Annotated in this window: 17 protein-coding genes; 10 read left to right on the top strand and 7 right to left on the bottom strand. The window is 65.8% G+C overall.

Going from position 1 to position 18001, the window contains the following annotated elements:
• Window positions 1-56: 56 nt before the first annotated feature.
• Both BST42_RS00635 and BST42_RS00630 read left to right on the top strand, forming a co-directional pair.
• The gene (locus BST42_RS00635) at window positions 57-689 is read left to right on the top strand and encodes an SOUL family heme-binding protein (RefSeq protein ID WP_083116641.1); all 633 of its coding nucleotides are present in this window, start codon (window positions 57-59) and stop codon (window positions 687-689) included.
• 57 nt (window positions 690-746) lie between these two features.
• On the top strand, window positions 747-2423 hold the full coding sequence (locus tag BST42_RS00630; protein WP_083116640.1) for a SulP family inorganic anion transporter: 1677 nt from the start codon (window positions 747-749) through the stop codon (window positions 2421-2423).
• Here BST42_RS00630 and BST42_RS00625 read toward each other — a convergent pair.
• A complete protein-coding gene (locus BST42_RS00625; protein ID WP_083116639.1) occupies window positions 2420-2899 on the bottom strand; it encodes a hypothetical protein in 480 nt (159 codons plus the stop codon). The two genes, BST42_RS00630 and BST42_RS00625, sit on opposite strands and share 4 nt — an antisense overlap.
• A 303-nt stretch (window positions 2900-3202) precedes the next feature.
• Here BST42_RS00625 and BST42_RS00620 point away from each other — a divergent pair, with 303 nt between their 5' ends.
• The gene (locus BST42_RS00620) at window positions 3203-3898 is read left to right on the top strand and encodes a PAS and ANTAR domain-containing protein (protein ID WP_083116638.1); all 696 of its coding nucleotides are present in this window, start codon (window positions 3203-3205) and stop codon (window positions 3896-3898) included.
• 1 nt (window position 3899) lies between these two features.
• Window positions 3900-4568 carry a M15 family metallopeptidase gene (locus BST42_RS00615; RefSeq protein WP_083116637.1) on the top strand — a complete coding sequence of 223 codons (669 nt, stop codon included), beginning with the start codon at window positions 3900-3902 and terminating at the stop codon, window positions 4566-4568.
• Window positions 4569-4576: 8 nt separating this feature from the next.
• On the opposite strand, the gene BST42_RS00610 is transcribed toward BST42_RS00615, so the two are convergent.
• Genes BST42_RS00610 through BST42_RS00595 form a run of 4 tightly spaced genes read right to left on the bottom strand, consistent with a single transcriptional unit; the run spans window position 4577 to window position 9360 of the window.
• Window positions 4577-5767: a cytochrome P450 gene (locus tag BST42_RS00610; RefSeq protein WP_083116636.1), complete on the bottom strand. Its 1191-nt coding sequence runs from the start codon at window positions 5765-5767 to the stop codon at window positions 4577-4579.
• Window positions 5760-7298, bottom strand: a complete 1539-nt coding sequence (gene mhpA, locus BST42_RS00605) for a bifunctional 3-(3-hydroxy-phenyl)propionate/3-hydroxycinnamic acid hydroxylase MhpA (RefSeq protein WP_207569418.1) — start codon at window positions 7296-7298, stop codon at window positions 5760-5762. The genes BST42_RS00610 and mhpA overlap by 8 nt, the downstream gene beginning before the upstream one ends.
• Window positions 7295-8233 (bottom strand): fumarylacetoacetate hydrolase family protein, encoded by a 939-nt coding sequence (locus BST42_RS00600; RefSeq protein WP_083116635.1) that lies wholly within the window; start codon window positions 8231-8233, stop codon window positions 7295-7297. Before BST42_RS00600 ends, mhpA begins: the two co-directional genes overlap by 4 nt.
• Window positions 8230-9360 carry a VOC family protein gene (locus BST42_RS00595; RefSeq protein ID WP_083116634.1) on the bottom strand — a complete coding sequence of 377 codons (1131 nt, stop codon included), beginning with the start codon at window positions 9358-9360 and terminating at the stop codon, window positions 8230-8232. The genes BST42_RS00600 and BST42_RS00595 overlap by 4 nt, the downstream gene beginning before the upstream one ends.
• A 115-nt stretch (window positions 9361-9475) precedes the next feature.
• On the opposite strand from BST42_RS00595, the gene BST42_RS00590 reads away from it, so the two are divergent.
• Window positions 9476-10138, top strand: a complete 663-nt coding sequence (locus BST42_RS00590) for a TetR/AcrR family transcriptional regulator (protein ID WP_435406003.1) — start codon at window positions 9476-9478, stop codon at window positions 10136-10138.
• Between the two features lie 9 nt (window positions 10139-10147).
• Here BST42_RS00590 and BST42_RS00585 read toward each other — a convergent pair whose 3' ends face one another.
• The gene (locus tag BST42_RS00585; protein WP_083116632.1) at window positions 10148-10936 is read right to left on the bottom strand and encodes a 2-keto-4-pentenoate hydratase; all 789 of its coding nucleotides are present in this window, start codon (window positions 10934-10936) and stop codon (window positions 10148-10150) included.
• Window positions 10933-11565 carry a TetR/AcrR family transcriptional regulator gene (locus BST42_RS00580; RefSeq protein WP_083116631.1) on the bottom strand — a complete coding sequence of 211 codons (633 nt, stop codon included), beginning with the start codon at window positions 11563-11565 and terminating at the stop codon, window positions 10933-10935. Before BST42_RS00580 ends, BST42_RS00585 begins: the two co-directional genes overlap by 4 nt.
• Before the next feature lie 105 nt (window positions 11566-11670).
• Between BST42_RS00580 and BST42_RS00575 the strand changes: the two genes are divergently transcribed.
• From BST42_RS00575 to BST42_RS00555, 5 genes are read left to right on the top strand one after another with little or no spacing between them, the layout of a single operon-like run.
• Window positions 11671-13245: a bifunctional 3-(3-hydroxy-phenyl)propionate/3-hydroxycinnamic acid hydroxylase gene (locus tag BST42_RS00575; RefSeq protein ID WP_083116630.1), complete on the top strand. Its 1575-nt coding sequence runs from the start codon at window positions 11671-11673 to the stop codon at window positions 13243-13245.
• Window positions 13242-14108 carry an alpha/beta fold hydrolase gene (locus tag BST42_RS00570; RefSeq protein ID WP_083116629.1) on the top strand — a complete coding sequence of 289 codons (867 nt, stop codon included), beginning with the start codon at window positions 13242-13244 and terminating at the stop codon, window positions 14106-14108. The genes BST42_RS00575 and BST42_RS00570 overlap by 4 nt, the downstream gene beginning before the upstream one ends.
• Window positions 14105-15106: a VOC family protein gene (locus BST42_RS00565; RefSeq protein WP_083116628.1), complete on the top strand. Its 1002-nt coding sequence runs from the start codon at window positions 14105-14107 to the stop codon at window positions 15104-15106. Before BST42_RS00570 ends, BST42_RS00565 begins: the two co-directional genes overlap by 4 nt.
• A gap of 13 nt (window positions 15107-15119) precedes the next feature.
• Window positions 15120-16919 (top strand): sulfatase family protein, encoded by a 1800-nt coding sequence (locus BST42_RS00560; protein ID WP_083116627.1) that lies wholly within the window; start codon window positions 15120-15122, stop codon window positions 16917-16919.
• Between the two features lie 50 nt (window positions 16920-16969).
• Window positions 16970-18001 (top strand): amidohydrolase family protein, encoded by a 1032-nt coding sequence (locus tag BST42_RS00555; RefSeq protein ID WP_083116626.1) that lies wholly within the window; start codon window positions 16970-16972, stop codon window positions 17999-18001.

Raw genomic sequence — 18001 nt, 5'->3', positions numbered from 1 at the left:
GTAATCGACTTTCACCTGCCGGGAGGGTATGCCTGCAAGAGAACAAGGAGGCGCTCGTGTTGAAGACTGTTGCGGGAGCGGTGGTGCAGGTCGCCGAAGGCGTGGGCAACATCGTGGGAATTCGGGTTGGCACCGAGGAGCCGGCCTTCACCGTCGAGCGCGTGATCGACGGCGTGGAGATTCGCCGGTACGGACCCCGCGTCGCGGCCGAGACGGCGATCGATGCCGATGAGGAGTCAGCCCGCAATCAGGGTTTCCGGCTGCTGGCGCGCTACATCTTCGGCGGCAATTCCGGCAGCGCCAAGATCGCGATGACCGCGCCGGTGGCCCAACAGCCCAGCGAGAAGATCGCGATGACCGCGCCCGTCGCGACCCAACGTAATGCCTCGGGCGAATGGGTGATCCGCTTCTTCATGCCGTCGAAGTACACCCTCGAGACCTTGCCCACCCCGAACGACGACCGGGTGCGGCTCGTGGTGGTTCCCCCCGAGACCGTCGCGGTGCTGCGGTTCAACGGCAGCATCGGCCCCGACGCTGTCTCCGCGCGCACCAGCCAGCTCATGAAAGCGTTGCACCGCAACGACATCGAGGCCACGGGTGAGCCGCTGGCGTGGTTCTACGATCCGCCGTGGACGCTGCCGTGCCGTCGCCGTAATGAAGTGGTGGTCGGCGTCGCCGACAGTGCGTGATCGGCTGACCTGCTTCATACCGCACGCAAGACGCGTCCAGGTGCCACAATTCCGGGCGTGCCCACCACCGCACCTCCTACCTGGCTGGCACCGGCCATCCGGCCGTATCGTGCGCACTGGCTGAGAGCCGACCTGCTGGCCGGGCTGAGCACTGGCGCGGTGGTCATTCCGCTGGCGATGGCGTACGCGACGGTCGCCAACATGCCCGTCCAGATCGGCTTGTACACCTGCATGGTCCCCGTGGTGGTGTACGCCTTCATCGGCGGCTCCCGCGTGGCCAGTGTGACCACGTCGTCGACGGTGTCGACCTTGACTGCATCGACGATGCTCGCCGGCGGCGTTCTCATCGGCAGCGACGACCAGCGCGGCGACCTGGTGACCCTGACGCTGCTCGTCGGGCTTTTCCTATTGCTGGCCAGGCTTTTTCGATTGGGCATGCTGGTCGACAACATCAGCGACATGACCCTGGTCGGCATCAAGGTCGCCGTCGGACTCACCGTGATGGCGGCGCAGCTGCCCAAGCTGCTGGGTGTGGCTCCCCACCCGCACACCACCGGGTTCTTCAAGGTGGCATGGTCGGCGCTGTCCGATATTCCGCGGGCCAGCCCGCTCACGGCGGCGATCTCGGTCATCTGTCTCGCCGCACTGCTCGTGTTGGCGAAGGTGGCCCCACGCGTTCCCGGCCCGCTAGTGCTGATAGCTGTCGGCATCGCGGTGAGTGCCGTGGTGGCACTGCCCGCGCACGGCGTCGCTCTCGTTCCGACGGTGCCGTCCGGGTTCCCGATGCCGAACCTCCCCCACCTCGATCACCACATCGTGCCCCTGGTCCCGGGCGCCTTGGCGATCGCCGTGATGGCCTTCCTCGAGACGATCGCGGTGGCACGAACCTCCCGGCGCGCCGAGGAGAACCCGACCGAACCGGACCGTGAACTGTTCGCCCTGGGTACGGCGGCGGTCGCGGGTGCGTTCTTCCATTCATTGCCTCCGGCCGGTGGTTTCGCCCAGACGTCGGTGAACCTGCGCTCCGGTGCGCGCAGTCAGATCAGCGGCCTGGTGATGGTCGCGCTGGCCGTGCTCGTCGCGCTGTTCATCGCGCCGGTCCTGAGCCTGCTTCCCCAGGCGGTGCTCGGGGCGGTCGTGGTCGTCGCGGTCACCCGGCTGGTCGATGTCGCGGCGCTGCGCCGGCTGTACCGCCTCAACCCGCGCGAATGCTTCGGCGCGGTCGGGGTTGCGTTGATCGGGTTGGCGTTCGGGCTCATTCCCGCGGTGGCGGTCGCGGTCGCGGTCACTCTGTTGTTGGTCCTGCACGTGGTCAACGCACCGCATGTCGTCCAGGTGATCCGTCACGACAACCGAGCGTGGGTCGAGCAGCCGGAGAACGCGACGCTGATACCGGCCGATCCATTGGTGCTGCGTTGCCTGGTGCCGTTGTACGCGGCCAACGTGCGTCCCAATGTCGCCGCGATCCGGGACGCGGCGCTGGAGTTGGAGCCGTGCGCGGGGACGTTGGTGCTCGACTTGGTTCGCCAGACGGTGCTCGAGTCGACGGTCCTGCACATCCTCGTCGAACTTGACCTCGAACTCTGCGGGGCAGGCATCCGGCTGATGATCACCGCGCTTCCCGACCGGACCCTGCAGACGCTGCAGCGCACCGAATGGTGGCATGAGTTCGACGCCGAGGGACGCTACCAACCCGACCTCGACGCGGCCCTCGAGGCGGTTGGGCGTTACTAGCCCGTCGGCGCAGCCGGGTCGGCCGCAGGAGGTAGGGCCGAGGTTCCGACCGGTCCGGTCGGAGTCGACGACATGCCAGGCGGCGGGGTCGCGTTGGCGTCGAGCGGTCGTTGGGTGAGCAACAACAGTGCGTCGCTGCCCGACACCTCCTGGGTGCGCATCGCGTGCAGCAGGTCGCGCAGGTAGCTCAGCCGGCCTTCCGGCGGGGTGCCGGTACCGGTGGTGGTCGTGCCGGGCGGCGGATTGTCCGGGCTGGACAGATGCTGGACAGGCACGGGCGTCGGGGCGGGGGCAGGTGCATCCGCCGGCGCGGCGCTGGTGTCGCCGGCCACGATGAGCGGGGCGACAGGATCAGCGGGATCGGCCGGGTCGGCGCCTGCTACGGGAGCCGACGCAATGGCGGCGACCACGCCCAGAGCGCCGATTCCCAGACAGGCGCTACGGGCCCAGGCATGTGCGTTCGTTGTGAGCTTCACCGTCGTATCCTCCGCGGCTCGCAGGGCGGCGTCCCCGTGCCGTGAACGCCCTGTACCGGTGTTGTCGGACCCGAACGGATTTTGTTACATCCGTCACTCGTGTCACCACAGCCTCAGGAACTCGTCATTGCCCGTGCACGGCAGGAGGTCGCTTGAAAACGAACGGGCGGACGGTGTAGAAAAAAATGCCCGCAGAACCTGGGATGGCGATGGGTTCTGCCTACATGGCACTCGTCGGCGTCCGAAGTCCTGCGGAAAATCGTGGAGGGCGACAACCGAACGGTTGTCGGGCGAGGGGTGTGAATGGTTGCGGATCAAGATCCGGCAACGGAGAGCGACGGCGGCTATGGACTGGCCGACGTCCGTCCGCAGCAGGTGGGGCAGTTTCGGTTCTACTTCGCCGACGAGCGCTGGGAATGGTCGGACGAGGTCCAGATGATGCACGGCTACGAGCCGGGCACAGTGTCGCCCACCACGGAGCTCGTGCTGTCGCACAAGCACCCGGACGACTATCAACAGGTGGCGACCACCCTGGACGACGTCCGACAGCACCACCAGGCCTTCAGCACCCGGCATCGGATCGTCGACACCTCGGGCCAAATTCACCACGTGATCGTGGTGGCCGACAAGCTGCTGGACGACACCGGTGAGGTAATCGGCACCGAGGGCTTCTACGTCGATGTCACGCCCAGTGAAGACCGGAATCAGAAGCAGTTCAGCGAGGCCATCGCTGAGATCGCCGAGAACCGGGCGACCATCGAGCAGGCCAAGGGCATGCTGATGGTGGTGTACGGCATCGAGTCGAACGCGGCCTTCGACCTGCTGCGCTGGCGATCCCAGGAGGCGAACATCAAATTGCGGGTATTGGCCGAGCAGGTCGTCGCCGATTTCGTCGCCCTCTCCCAGTCGGACAGTTCACCGTCACGGGCGGCCTACGACAACCTGTTGCTCACCGCCGATCGGCGGCTGCAGACTCCACAGCAGACTCAGTCACCCTGATATGAAAGCGATTCGGACGCTGCCGACTCTCGCAACAGTCGTTGCGGTCGGCGTGGGGGCGGCGGCGCCGGCCGCTGCCGCGCCGGGCCTCGAGGTCCCGCCGGTGAGCCCGCAGGCCGCGGCGGCCGGATTCGTCGATGTGCGGACGGTGGTGCCTGACGCGGTCATCGATCTGCGGTACGCGACGGCGAACAACTTCGTCGGTGTGCCGCTCTACCCGGCCGACGCGCGGTGCCTGGTGCACAACTCGATGGCGCCGGGCTTGGCCAAGGCCGCCGACGATCTCCGCGCCCAAGGAGACGTGCTCGTGTTCTGGGATTGCTACCGCCCGCACGACGTCCAGGTACGGATGTTCGACGCGGTGCCCAATCCGGCGTGGGTGGCCAAACCCGGTCCCTATGCGCGCAGCCACGAGGCGGGACGTTCCGTCGATGTGACGATCGCCGAGCGCGGCCGGCTCGTCGACATGGGCACCGATTTCGACGACTTCTCCGCCCGCGCACAGGCATACGCCACCGACGGGGTCAGCGCGGTGGCTCAGGCCAACCGCGAGCGGCTGCGTGCGGCGATGGGAGCCGGCGGGTTGGCGGTCTATTCCGGCGAGTGGTGGCATTTCGACGGCCCCGGCGCCGGGGTTCAGCGACCCATCCTCGATGTACCGGTCGACTAGCTCCGGGTTCAGGCCGCCACGAGGCGCAACGGAAGACGTTCATAGCAGCGGATGATGTTGTTGACGGCCCAGGTGGGTTGGCCGGCGAGTTCGATCCGGCTGACGCTCTCACACAGCGCGCGAAGCATCGCCTGCATCTCGAGCCGCGCAAGCGCCTGTCCTGCGCAGGCGTGAGTGCCGTGGCCGAACCCGAGGTGGCGCCCCGAATTGCGACGGATATCGAAGGTGTCGGGCTGCTCCCATTCGCGCTCGTCGCGATTGGCCGAGGCATAGAGCACCAATACCCTTGATCCGCTAGGCAATTCGACGCCCGAGAGCTCGATGTTGCGGCGAACCTTGCGGCTGAACGCCCGCAGCGGCGATTCGTAGCGCAGCACTTCGTTGACGGCGCCGGGCACCAGCTCCGGGTCGGCGCGAAGCAGATCCCACTGTTCGGGGTGGCGTGCGAACAAGGCCAGCGCGTTGGCGATTCCGCTGATGGTGGTGTCCAACGAGGGCACCAGGTAGTCCACCATGAGCGCGGAACACTCCCGCGTGCTCATCGCACCGCCTTGGGCCGCCTCGAGGATTTCATGACCCATGCTGCCCGGCATCACGCTCCGGGCGCGGACCACGGCCCGCGCAAACCGCAACATCTGAATGCTGGCCGGCACCGACCGGGCGGCATGGCGATTCATCGGACCCAGCACGTCGAAAGTTGCCCCACCCCAGCGCAACAGGTGCTGTCGCCGATCCTTGGGCCAACCGACGAGATCGGGTACCACCGATACCGGAAGCGCCGTGGCGAGGTCGGCGACACCGTCGACGCTGCGTCGGCGAACCGCACTCGCGACGAGATCTCTGGCCTGGCTATCGACAACCTCGTCGAGCTCCCGCAAGGCTCTCGGGAGCATTCGGTGGGCCAGCAGCTTGCGCCGCCGATCGTGCTCCTCACCGTCGCTGTTGAGCGTTGTGCCCCGGGACAGCTTGTTGAACACCGCGGACAGACCGACGCCGTCACCGGAGATGAAGCCATCGTCGTTGCGCAAGACCGCTTTGCATTCGGCGTAGCGCGCCAGGGCGTACACCCGCTGTTTGGGCAACCAGACCAGCGGGCCCAGCTGTCGCAACCGCGCGTAGTGCGGGTACGGGTCGAGGATGGCACGCGTCGAGTACAGGTCCGGCTCGTAGGTCGGGACAGCGACCGCCGGCCTAGACATGGGCAACCTGGGCGTGCGGCGCGAAAGCCGGCACTGCTTCAAGCACATTCGCCAGGCTCCGGCCGGCTGTCAGCACGGTCCGGTCCGGGCGGACCACCGCGGCCGTAGCCCGCCCGGTGCGAAGCCAGGACGCCAATTCCGTACCGGGGTGAGCCGCTATCACAACGGCACCACGCCGATCCATCTCGTCGCGTTGCGCTGTGGTGAGCGGCGCCGCGGTCACCACCGCGAAGCCGCGGCCCACGATCTCATCGAATCGCTTGTCGTCGGCGACGATCCGGTTCGGGCATAGGCTGCCGGCAAGCTTGCGTCCGGGTGACTTCATCACCAGTTCGCTGCCGCACAGTGCGGGAGTCGCACTGTCCACGGCCTTGTCTCGTGCGCCGGGGATCAGATGCAGACGGGGCACGACCATCCTGCGCAGCACATCTCCGATGCGACCACCAGCGGTCATCGCGGCGCCGATAACCAGTGCGAACCGGATGAGATTGCGGGCGTGCGGCTTTCGTTCGGTCTCATAACTGTCGAGCACGGCCTCGGGGAGCCAGCCGTTGAGCACGCCGGCCAGCTTCCACGACAGATTCACCGCGTCGCGCAGACCCGCGCACAATCCCTGCCCGATGAACGGCGGGGTCAGATGGGCGGCGTCGCCGAGAATGAATACGTTCGACCGGCGCCACCGGGTGGCGATCTGAGCCCGGAACGTGTATTCGGCGACCCGCACGAGGTCCAGTTCGTCGGGGGCCACTGCCCCTACCCAGGGGCGGATGAGCGGATGTAGCGCCGTGAGCGTGGCATAGTCGTCGGCGGTTTCCTCGTCGAGCAACCGGAACTCCCAACGGTAGCGAGCTTTTCCGATGCGCATGTAGGTGGCGGCGCGCTGCGGGTCGCAGACTTGGTGCACTCCATCCCACTGGCCGAGGTCGGCGTCGGTCGTCACGTCGGCGACGAGCCACCGTTGCTGAAACTTCAGGTCCTCCATGTGCGCACCGATCGCTTTGCGCACCAGACTGTTCGCACCGTCGCAGCCGAGCACATATCGCGTCTCGACACAGCGCTGCTCGCCGCTGGACCGGTCGGCGAAGGTCACGCGCGCGCGCTCGGCACTGATCTGCACGACGTCGACGACCTCGGCGTCACCACGTAATACGACCTTCGGATACTTCTCGAGGTTGGCGCGCAGCACTCTTTCCAGCTCCGGCTGGTCGAACATGTTGGCCTGCGGATAGCCGTTGGCGCTGAGAGCGTCTTCGCGGCGGAATTCGGCCAGCACGCGCATGTTCGGATCGCGGAGCTGGAGCCCACGGGCCGGGCGGGAGATCGCCGCGAACTGCTCGCCGACCCCCAATCCCGCCAAAAGCCGGAACACTTCGTCGTCGAGGTGGACCGCGCGCGGTTGAGGGTAGACATCGGCCCAGCGGTCGAGCAGCAGGCAATGAATGCCGTATTGGGCGAGGGTGGTCGCCGCCGAGACTCCGGTGGGGCCGGCACCGACGATCACCACCGGGATGAAGGCGGGCAGCGCACTCATGCGAATTTGATTGGGTTGCGCTGACTTCCGAGATCGATCTTGCCGTCGGCGGTTCCGACCGTGGCCTCCACGACATCGCCGTCATGCAGGTAATTGGTGTTCTTGGCCTGGCCCTTGAAGAACAGTTTCCACTTCAGCTCGTCGGGCAGCAGGCCGGAGATTTTCTGCACCACCTTGGGGGGCGCGGACAGTGCCGTACCGACCGGGGTGCCGGTCAGTATCAGGTCACCGGCGGACAACGCCTGGAAGCGGGTCAATGCCGCCAGGGCCTGGACCGGCTTGTAGATCATGTCGGCCTTGACCGTGCTGTCCTGCCGGAGTTGGCCGTTGACCTTCAGTTGCAGCCGCAGGTCGTCGAAGCGGGCCAGCTCGTCGCGGTCCACCAGCACCAGAGCCGGTCCCACCGGTGTGAAACCCGGGTACGACTTACCCTCGTAGAACTGGGTTTTGGTCAATTGGACATCGCGTGCGCTGACATCGTTGGTCACCACGAGTCCGCAGACATAGTCGGCGAGATTGTCGGCAGTGACAGTGGTGCCGACGGGGACGTCGGTCCCGATCACCAGGCCGATCTCCACTTCGTAGTCCAGCAGTCGGACGTGGGCGGGCTTGACGATGTCGCCGACGGGTCCGGTGATGGACCCGGATGCCTTCCGAAAGAAGGTCAGCGGCACCGACTTCGGGTCGCCTCCGGTGTCGATGACATGCGACGCGAAGTTCGTCATCTGCGCAACGACGCGACATGGGGCGGTGACCGGCGACAGCAGCTCGAGCGTCGCCGGCGCCACCGTCTCGGTGCTGGTGACCGCGGCATCGACCGCCGACCGGTCGGCCAGCAGCGCAGCGGTGGTTGTCGCCGTGGTGGCGACCCGGGCGACGGCGTCGGCTGTGCCGGCCCACCATCCGTCAGCCGTGCGATAGACCGAAATTGTCATGAGCGTGTCACTTTCAGTAGTCCGCGCAAGCGGGTGAGGTCGAATTCGTTGTCGTCGCGGACGGCGTTGAGTATCGAGCGCAGCTCGCGTAGAGATTCCTTGCCGGGGGCGATGCCGAGGAAGTCCTTGGTCACCGGCGGCCCCCACTGGGCGAGTCCGGAGGCCGTCATCGGCGCCCAGCCTGGTTCCAGGGTGTTGTCGAACAGGTCGCCGTCGCTGAAGTGTTCGACCAGAAAGCCGTCCGGATCACGCCAGTAGTCGAAGATCTGACTTCCCTGAATATGTCGACCGATACCCCATGACCGGTGGAAGCCGCGCTGCCGCAGGTACTCTCCGCCGGCCGCGATCGCGTCGAGATCGCTTACCTGGTACGCGGAGTGGACGTAACGGTCCGACGGGCCGAGCACCATGGCCATCGTGTGATGGTCGGTGGGTGTCGCCCCTTGGTCGCACCGGATGAAGCTCATGGTCGGCCCCCGCTCGCGCTGGCCCGGGTAGTAGAGGAAATCGCTGACTATCAGACCGAAATGCTCCAGATACCAGTCCAGCGACCGCCGGTACGTGGTGCTCTGCAGGACCACGTGCCCCAGCCGCTGAACCCGCGCCGGCTCGCGCGGCGGCCGCTGAGTTGCGTTCGTACGCAGCACCTCTCGACCGAAGTTGAACGTATGAACTGGCTGCGCCGGCTGTTCCGGAAGGTCACGCATGCCGGCCACGACCCGCACCGGCATTCCACCCGGGTCCACGAGCTCGACGGTCACGCCGCCGATGCCGTCCGGCGATTCATGGGTCAGTGACCCGCTGGCCGCCGCCAGCCGCTCGACGTCAGCGACGTCGTGCGCGGCGAATGCGGGACCGACGAATCGCGAGCGCGGCCCGCGGCGGATGATCACACACACCGTGCCGCTGTCAGCGCCGCGCAGATGCAACTCACGATCGGTGCGCAGCTCGGTGGTGAAGCCGAATGCGTGCGCGAACGTCTCGGCACGGACCAGGTCCGGCTTCTCGAACTCCAACCACGCGAGATCGCGCACTTTGATGATGGGATTCTTCGCCCGGCCCGGATGTTCACCGCGTAGCGCACCCTGGTCGCTGTGCAGATCCCGGTGAGTGTCGAGGTGCTGCATCTCAGCGCCCCCTTCCGTCGACTGTCGAAGACTGACGAAATCATCACTTACGAAGACATCATCAGTCAAGGTTTCTGACGAAATCCTCAGTAATGAGATCAGCTGTTAATATCTGCTGATGGCAAGTGATGCCGCGGCGGGAAATCGCCTGGAACGACGCAAGATGCAGACCAGGGCTGCGCTCGTTCGGGCAGCTCAGAGCTTTATCGCTGCCGGAAAGTTGAATGCGCCGGTGCTGGAGATCACCCAGGCCGCCGATGTTGGGATGGGCTCCTTCTACAACCACTTCGACAGCAAGGAACAGCTGTTCGAGGCTGCGGTCAACGACATCCTGGATGCGCTGGGCGCACTGTTGGACAAGCTCGCGGTGGACGGCGAGGACCCGGCGCTGACCTTCGCCCGCAGCTTCCGGATCGTCGGGCGGTTGTTTCGCCAGCGGCCCGAGACCTCACGCGTACTGCTCAACGCGGGCCTGACGTTGATGTTCGCCGACCGGGGGCTGGGCCCACGTGCGCTGCGCGACATCACTGTCGCGGCCGAAGCAGGCCGGTTCACGGTGACCGATCCCGAGTTGGCCCTGTCGGTGGCTGCGGGGGCACTGATGGGCCTCGGCCAGCTGCTGCAGAATCAGCGCGAGCGCAACGGCGCCGAGGCCGCGGACAGCGCCACCCGCAGCGTCCTGGTAATGCTCGGTGTCACTCCGAGCGAAGCCGAGGACATCTGCCGTCTGCCGCTCCCGGATCTCGACGAACTGATGGGGTCGGACTCGGCTGCGTAGCCGGAATACTCACGCGAATCTCACGGACACCGCGCCCAAGCCGCTGATCCTGGCGCCCGCGACATCACCGGAACGGACGAACGCCGCCGTGGTGAAGGAACCCGACATCACGAATTGTCCTGCCGCCAGCTCAGTTCCGAACTCGCTGAGCGAGTTGGCCAGCCAGGCGACGGCATTTGCCGGGTCACCGAGCACCGCTGAGCCCAACCCGGTGTCGACCTCGTGTCCATTGAGCCTCAGCGATGCTCTGCTGGAGGCGAGGTCGAGATGTTCGGAGTAGGGAACCCAGTCACCGATGACCACCGCCCCGGAACTGGCGTTGTCGGCAACGGTGTCGCGCAACGTCAGCTTCCAGTCACGGATCCGACTGTCGACGATCTCGAGCGCCACCGCTACCGCGCCGGTCGCCGAACGCACGTCCTGGACCGTGACGTTCGGTCCGCGCAGCGGGGCCCGCAGCAGGAAGGCCACCTCGGGCTCCACCCGGGGCGCGCAGAAGCGGGCACACTGCGCCGTGGAGTCATTGGCCAGCACCATGTCATCGAGGACGTAACCGAAGTCGGGTTCGTCCACACCGAGAAGGGTCTGCATCGGCTCGGAGGTCAACCCGATCTTGTGGCCGACCACATGGCGGCCGATACCGAGGTGGCGAGTCAGGTTCACCTTCTGGATAGCGTAGGCGTCGCCGACATCCATTCCGGGATATCGCTCGGTCAGCTGATCGGTCGGGCGGGCGCGCTCGGCGGCAGTTGCCAGCACGCCGGCAGCTTCTTCGATTTCCCTGTGTGACAGCATCATCGAGCGTTTTCTTCAACCATCCGCATCGCGGTCGCGTACAGCGCCCGGCCGTGCACGGTGAACAAGGACACCAGATCGACCGCGTCTCCCCCGATCTCCTTGGCGATGAACAGCCCGTCCGCACCGGCGATCGCATACGTCGCGAGCTCGCGGACCTGCGCCTCGGTCAGTCCGATCGCCAGCCCATCGAGGCTGCGGCTCAGTGCATCGAAGGCCTGTTCGCGAACCTTGACGAACATCGCCCGCGCCCGCGGCTCGACCGGCCGGCGCTCGAGTGCCAGCATGAGGCCCAGGCGCAGGAAATCGGGTGACTCCATCAACGCCTTGGCGGTCCCCGTCGCCACGTCCATCAGACGGTCGACCGCGACCAGATCCTCCGGCAACTGCCACACCGTCATCCAGTTGTTGAAGCTGCGTTCGATCACCGCGGCGATCAGGTCGTCCTTGTCTTTGAAATGCCAGTAGATCGAGCTGGCGGGCAGGCCGCATTTTGCGCTCACCGCACCGATACTCGTTCCCTCGTATCCGCGTTCGGCTGCGATCTCGGTGGCCGCGTCAAGGATTCTGGTGCGCGACAGCTCGCCGTCCACCCGCTTGGCCCGGCGCTTCGGCTTGTCCGCTGTGGCCATTTCCGCCTCATCTGTTGACTCTGTAGTGATCACTACACTACCGTAGCGATCACTACGGAACAAGTGCCCGTCACCGTGGACGCGGCAGCCGGATCGGAGACAGCTATGAACAGCGCCTCGACCTACGACGTGGCGATCGTCGGCTACGGCCCGGTGGGCGCGACCGCCGCCAACCTCCTCGGCCAACTTGGCCTGAGAGTCGTTGTGGTGGAACGCGACCCCGATGTCTACTTCCGGGCCAGGGCCATCTCCACCGACGAGGAGGTGCTGCGGATCTGGCAACAGGTCGGGTTGGCCGATCAGCTCAACGCCGACATGTTGCCCGGTGCCGGCGCCGACTTCGTCGATGCCCGGGGCGTCAGCATCGTCAAACTGCTGCCGGCGGATCGCGGCAACGGCCACCCGCCGCAGCAGTTCATCTACCAGCCCGCAGTCGAAGGCGTCCTGCGAAAGGGCGTGGCCCGGTTCCCCAACGTGTCACTTCTTCTCGGACACGAGTGTCTACGTCTGACCCAGCGGTCCGACTCGGTCGAGTTGATGCTGGCCGACCTCGACCACGATCAGTTCAAACGCATCAGGGCCAGCTACGTGATTGCCGCCGATGGCGGTTCGAGCGCCATTCGCGGTCAGCTGGGCGTCGGTTTCACCGGCCGAACATATTCGCAGCGCTGGATCGTCATCGATACCAAGGTGATCGAACGCTGGCCGGGTCATGACAAACTCCGCTTCCACTGCAACCCCGAACGCCCGACGGTCGATTGCCCGACTCCACTGGGCCACCATCGATGGGAATTCCCGGTGCGCGAGCACGAAGATGAGGACGACCTCCTCACCGAGGAGGCGATCTGGAAAGTGCTGCAGCATCAGGGAATAACACGGGCGAACGTCCAGATCATCGGGTTCGCCTGCTACAACCACCATGTGCGCTTCGCCGACCGGTGGCGGGTGGGCCGGGTCTTTCTCGCCGGCGATGCCGCCCATGCGATGCCGCCATGGATCGGCCAGGGTATGTGTGCGGGTATCCGCGACGTCGCGAACCTGTGCTGGAAACTGCACGCCGTGCTGACCGACTGTCTACCCGATTCGGTGCTCGACACCTATCAGGAAGAACGACTGCCACACGTCAAGGAAGTCACCAGCCGTGCGGTGAAGGTCGGCAATATCATCATCGAGCACAGCCGCATTCGTGCAGCGGTGCGGAGTCGATTCTTCCGTTTTGCCTCCAAGCTCCCCGGCTTCACGGCGTGGTTGCGCGATCATCGATGGCTTCCTGACGCGCGCTATCGGACGGGCCTGCTCGCGCACAACGGCAATGCGGCCACCGGCTGGCTACTGCCGCAGCCGTGGGTCCTCGACGAACACGGTGCCATCGCACGCCTCGATGACGTCATCGGAGGCAGGTGGACGATCGTGCACACCGGGACCGAACAGTCCTGGCTGCCTTGGCGATTAGCTGGCGTACCAGTCGTGAGGATCGCTGCGGCCGGTGGCGCTCCGGGGACAGACTGCATCGTCGACCGCGACGGCAGGCTCCTCGCCTGGCTGGCGAAGAGGAAGGCAACGGTCCTGGCGGTGCGGCCCGACGGGTTCGTCTATGCCGCCGGCGACGACGCCCACCCCCTGCCCGCTCCCCCGGCCGGGCTCACCGTACGAGCCACCCGAGTAAAGGACCACGCATGACCACTGTGCAATCCGAGTATCACGTCCGCGCCAACGGGGCCGACATTTTCGTGACGGACACCGGCGGTGACGGCCCACCGGTCGTCCTCCTGCACGGCGGCGGTCCCGGCGCCTCGGGGTTGTCGAACTACTCCCGCAACATCGACGCGCTGGCCCGCCGCTACCGTGTCGTAATCCCCGACATGCCCGGCTACGGGCGGTCGAGCAAGCACGTCGATCATCGTGACCCGTTCGGCTACCTGGCTGACACGATGCGTGGAATGCTCGACGAACTGGGTTTGGCCACAGCGCATCTGGTGGGAAACTCCTACGGCGGCGCGGCCGCACTGCGCCTGGCTCTCGATACCCCGCACCGCGTCGACAAGCTCGTCCTGATGGGCCCGGGCGGAATCGGCACCACCCGCGGCCTGCCGACTGAGGGGTTGAAGAGCCTGCTGGCGTACTACACCGGCGACGGGCCCAGCCGTGACAAGCTCGCCGCATTCATCCGCAACTATCTGGTCTACGACGGCGGGGCGGTACCCGACGAACTCATCGATCTGCGGTACCGGGCCTCGATCGATCCGGAGGTGGTCGCCACCCCGCCGCTGCGCCGGCCGTCGGGCATACGCACCCTGTGGCGGATGGATCTGACCCGGGACAAACGGCTACGCCGCCTCGGCACCCCAACGCTGGTGTTGTGGGGCCGTGATGACAAGGTCAACCGGCCCGCGGGCGGCCCGATGCTGCTCAATCTGATGCCGAACGCCGAACTCGTCATGACCTCGCACACCGGGCACTGGATGCAATGGGAGCGTGCCGACCTGTTCAACGACCTGGTCGCCGAGTTCCTTTCCCCCGCATCGAAACTGGCCCTCTCATGAGCGCCGACGTATTCGGCAGGGTGCACCTTGGCTACCTCGTCGTCGAATCCGAGAAGTTCTCGGATTGGGCCAGATTCGGCCGGGACGCCATCGGCATGCACCTCGACAACGCGCTGCCCGACGTGCTGCGGTTCCGCCTCGACGACAATACTTGCCGTTTCCTGCTGCAGCGCGGACCCGCTGAAGACACCACCGCCTTGGGTTGGGAGGTCGACGACCATCGCTGCTTCGAGACCATCGAAGCGCGCGTGCGCAGCCACGGAGTGCCGGTGACCCAAGGTTCGGCGGAGGAATCCGCATTGCGCGGTGTCGAGCGTTTCATCCGCTTTCCGGGTCCCAACGGGCTGACCCAGGAGGTGTACGTTCACTCCAGCTCCGCGCACACGCCGCTGCAGCTCGGCACCAGCGGATTCGTCACCGGTACAGGCGGACTGGGCCACGTCGCGATCGCGACCAGCAAGCCACACCAGATGCGCGGCTACTACAGCACGGTGTTCGACGCGCGATTGTCCGATTACATCGACGAGACGATCAGCGGGCTGAAGTTCAAGATCCGGTTCCTGCGGGTCAACGAACGCCATCACAGTGTCGCCATCGCGTCGGTGAACCGACTGCCGGTCAACCCGATTCGTACCCGGATCCAACACTGCAATGTCCAGGTCGCCGAACTCGACGACATGACACTGGCTTACCAGAGGGTGAAGGAACTCGGCTTCGACGTGGCCCTGTCCATCGGGCAGCACACCAACGACAAAGAACTCTCATTCTATGCCGTGAGCCCGTCGGGTTTCGAATGGGAAGTGGGCTGGAACCCCCTTGTCGTCGACGAGGACACTTGGGAGCCAACCACTCACGCGGGCATCAGCATCTGGGGACACACTCCGGAGGGCAGCACGGTCGTCCAGCTGATGGAACGATTCAAGACCGGCGCCCAATCGGTGCTGCATCCAGAAGCCACCATGCCTGCTCTGGCCGGAGCCGGTATCGCCGATGACTGACAGGAAGCTCGCCATGAGCGATGAGCTCGGCTCGTCCATCACCGGCCCGTCGCGGCGCCGATTTCTCGCCCTCGCCGCTGGCGGCGCAGCAGCCGTACCACTTCTGACCTCGTGCGGATCGGGTACCACGACGACCCCCGCCGCGTCGAGCCCGGCGTTGACCAAACCAGCTGCCCCGCAACGTGGTTCGCACCCCAACATCGTGTTCGTGTTCACTGACCAGGAACGCTATTTCCCCTCCTGGCCGACCGGTTTGTCGCTGCCGGCCCGTGAGCGGCTAGCCAAGGAGGGCGTGACGTTCCACAACCACTACAGCTCGGCGGTGATGTGCACCAGCTCGCGCGCGGTCCTGCTGACCGGCCTGCAGACTCCTGACAACGGGATGTTCGAGAACGCCGACCTGCCCTATGTGAAGGCGATGAGCACCGCAGTGCCCACCATCGGTCACCTGCTGCGCAAGGCCGGCTACTACACCGCTTACCAGGGAAAGTGGCATCTCGACGCCGCCTTCGACCGCGAGCCGGTCGAGCAGGTGCTCACCGACCGCATGGACGCGTACGGATTCTCGGACTTCGGACTCCCGATCGACTCGCTGGCTCATGACCTCGGCGGCTACACCACCGACTCGGTAATCGCCGCCGGCGCCCAGTCCTGGTTGCGCAACACGGGCCGGCCGATGGCCGACGACGGCAAGCCGTGGGCGTTGTTCGTGAGTCTGATCAATCCGCACGACATCATGTACTTCAACACCGACAAATGGGGCGAGCACGTGCAGGACACCGGCACGCTGCTGATGCACGCCGCGCGAGCGCCCGAACACGCTCTCTATCAGCAACGTTGGGACAGCACGCTGCCCGCGAACCTCGAGCAGTCGATGCAGGAGCCGGGGCGCCCGGCAGCCCCCGGCGAATTCCTCAAAGCCTGGGCGTACACCCTGGGTGCCATTCCACCCGAGCCGGACCGCTGGCAGCGCTTCACCGACTTCTACCTCAACAGCATCCGCTCGGTCGACCAGCAGCTGTCCCTGCTGCTCGACGAACTCGACAATCTCGCGTTGCGCGACAACACCATCGTGGTCTTCACTTCTGACCACGGCGAGATGGCCGGCGCGCACGGGCTGCGCGGCAAGGGGCCGTTCGCCTACCAGGAGGCGATCCACCTACCCATGCATGTCCTGCATCCGGACGTCAAGGGCGGACAGGACCTGCACGCGCTCACCAGCCACATCGATATGGTGCCGAGTCTGCTGGCGATGGCCGGTGTGGCCCCGGCCGACGTCGATGAGCTCGCCGGCCGGGCACTGCCCGGCAAGGACTTCACTGCGGCGCTCTCCAACCCGAGCAGTGCTGACGCGCATGCGGTTCGCGACAGTGTGCTGTTCACCTACAGCGGGCTGGCGACCAATGACAGCGACGCGGTGAAGCTGTTCGCAGAGGCGAAGGCGGCGGGCCAGGATCCTCGACAACTGATGCAGACCAGTGGATTCCGGCCCGATCTCACCAAACGCGGCAGCCTGCGCACGATGTTCGACGGGCGCTACAAGTTCAGCCGGTACTTTGCACCCGCCCAACGCAACGTGCCGACGAATCTCGACGACCTGTACCGGTTCAACGATGTCGAGCTGTACGACCTGCAGTCCGACCCCGCAGAGATGACAAACCTGGCGGCGACCAAGGGTCAGCACGCCGACGTGGTGATGGCGGCCAGCACCAAGCTCGAGGCGGTGATCAAGTCCGAGATCGGTGTGGACGATGGACGCGAGATGCCTCAGTTCGGCGACATCGACTGGCAGATCGACCGGATGGATCTCTGAGCGGCGGCCACTGAGTGGGTAGTCATCGCGCATGGATCGAAAGGACTGACGTGACACGAATCGACACTCATGCCCACGCAGTTCCAGAGGAATACCGTGCGGCGCTGAAGAGAGCCGGCGTCAGCGAGGCCGGGGGCCGAGACCTGCCGAGTTGGAGCCCGGAGGCAGCAATGGCTGCGATGGCTGAGTTGCAGGTGTCCACCGCGATCCTATCGGTGTCTGCACCCGGTACTACCTTCCTCCCCGGGGCAACCGATGCCGCTGCACTGGCTCGCGGCATCAACGACTACACCGCATCGGTGGTTGCGGAAAACCCAGACCGATTCGGATTTTTCGCCACGTTGCCCATGCCGCACCTAGCGCAATCGGTGGACGAAGCCGAGCGCGCGCTCGACGAGCTGCACGCCGACGGCGTTGTGCTGCTGGCGAACAGTGCCGGCGCATACCTGGGCTTGCAGGGGCAGAACGAGCTGTTCGCCGTCCTCGACCGGCGCGCAGCTGTGGTGTTCATCCATCCCGCTGCACTGCCAGGACCGTCGGTGCCAGGAGTGCTGCCGTGGGCGACCGACTTCCTGCTCGACACGACCAGGGCGGCATACCTTCTGGTACGCAACGGTATCCGTCAGCGTTATCCGAACATCAGGTTCATCTTGAGCCATGCCGGCGGTTTCGTGCCCTTCGCCGCGCACCGGATGGCGATGGCGATAATGAGCGATACCGGCCGTAGTGTCGCTGACAACCTCGACGACTTCGCCGGCTTCTACTTCGACACCGCGTTGTCCTCGAGCGCGTCCGCGTTACCCGCCCTGCTGGCGTTCGCAAAACCCGGTCACATCACCTTCGGGTCCGATTTCCCGTTCGCCCCGGTGGTCGCTGGCAAGGTGTTCGCCGCAGGGCTCGAGACCTATCCCGGGCTCGACAGTCGGTGGCGAGCAGCGATCGACCGTGACAATGCGCTACGGCTGTTCCCCAGACTGGGCACGGCGGCTCCGGTGCCACCGCCATCGATACCGGACCGAATAAAGCGTGCGGCCAGCCGCCAGGTGCTACGCGCGGTGACCCGGTTGATCAATACCAGCTGA

The organism is Mycolicibacterium rhodesiae (genome assembly GCF_002086695.1).
Lineage (GTDB): Bacteria > Actinomycetota > Actinomycetes > Mycobacteriales > Mycobacteriaceae > Mycobacterium > Mycobacterium rhodesiae.
Note: the sequence above shows the minus strand (reverse complement) of the source record. Positions and strands in the feature narration are given on the sequence as shown.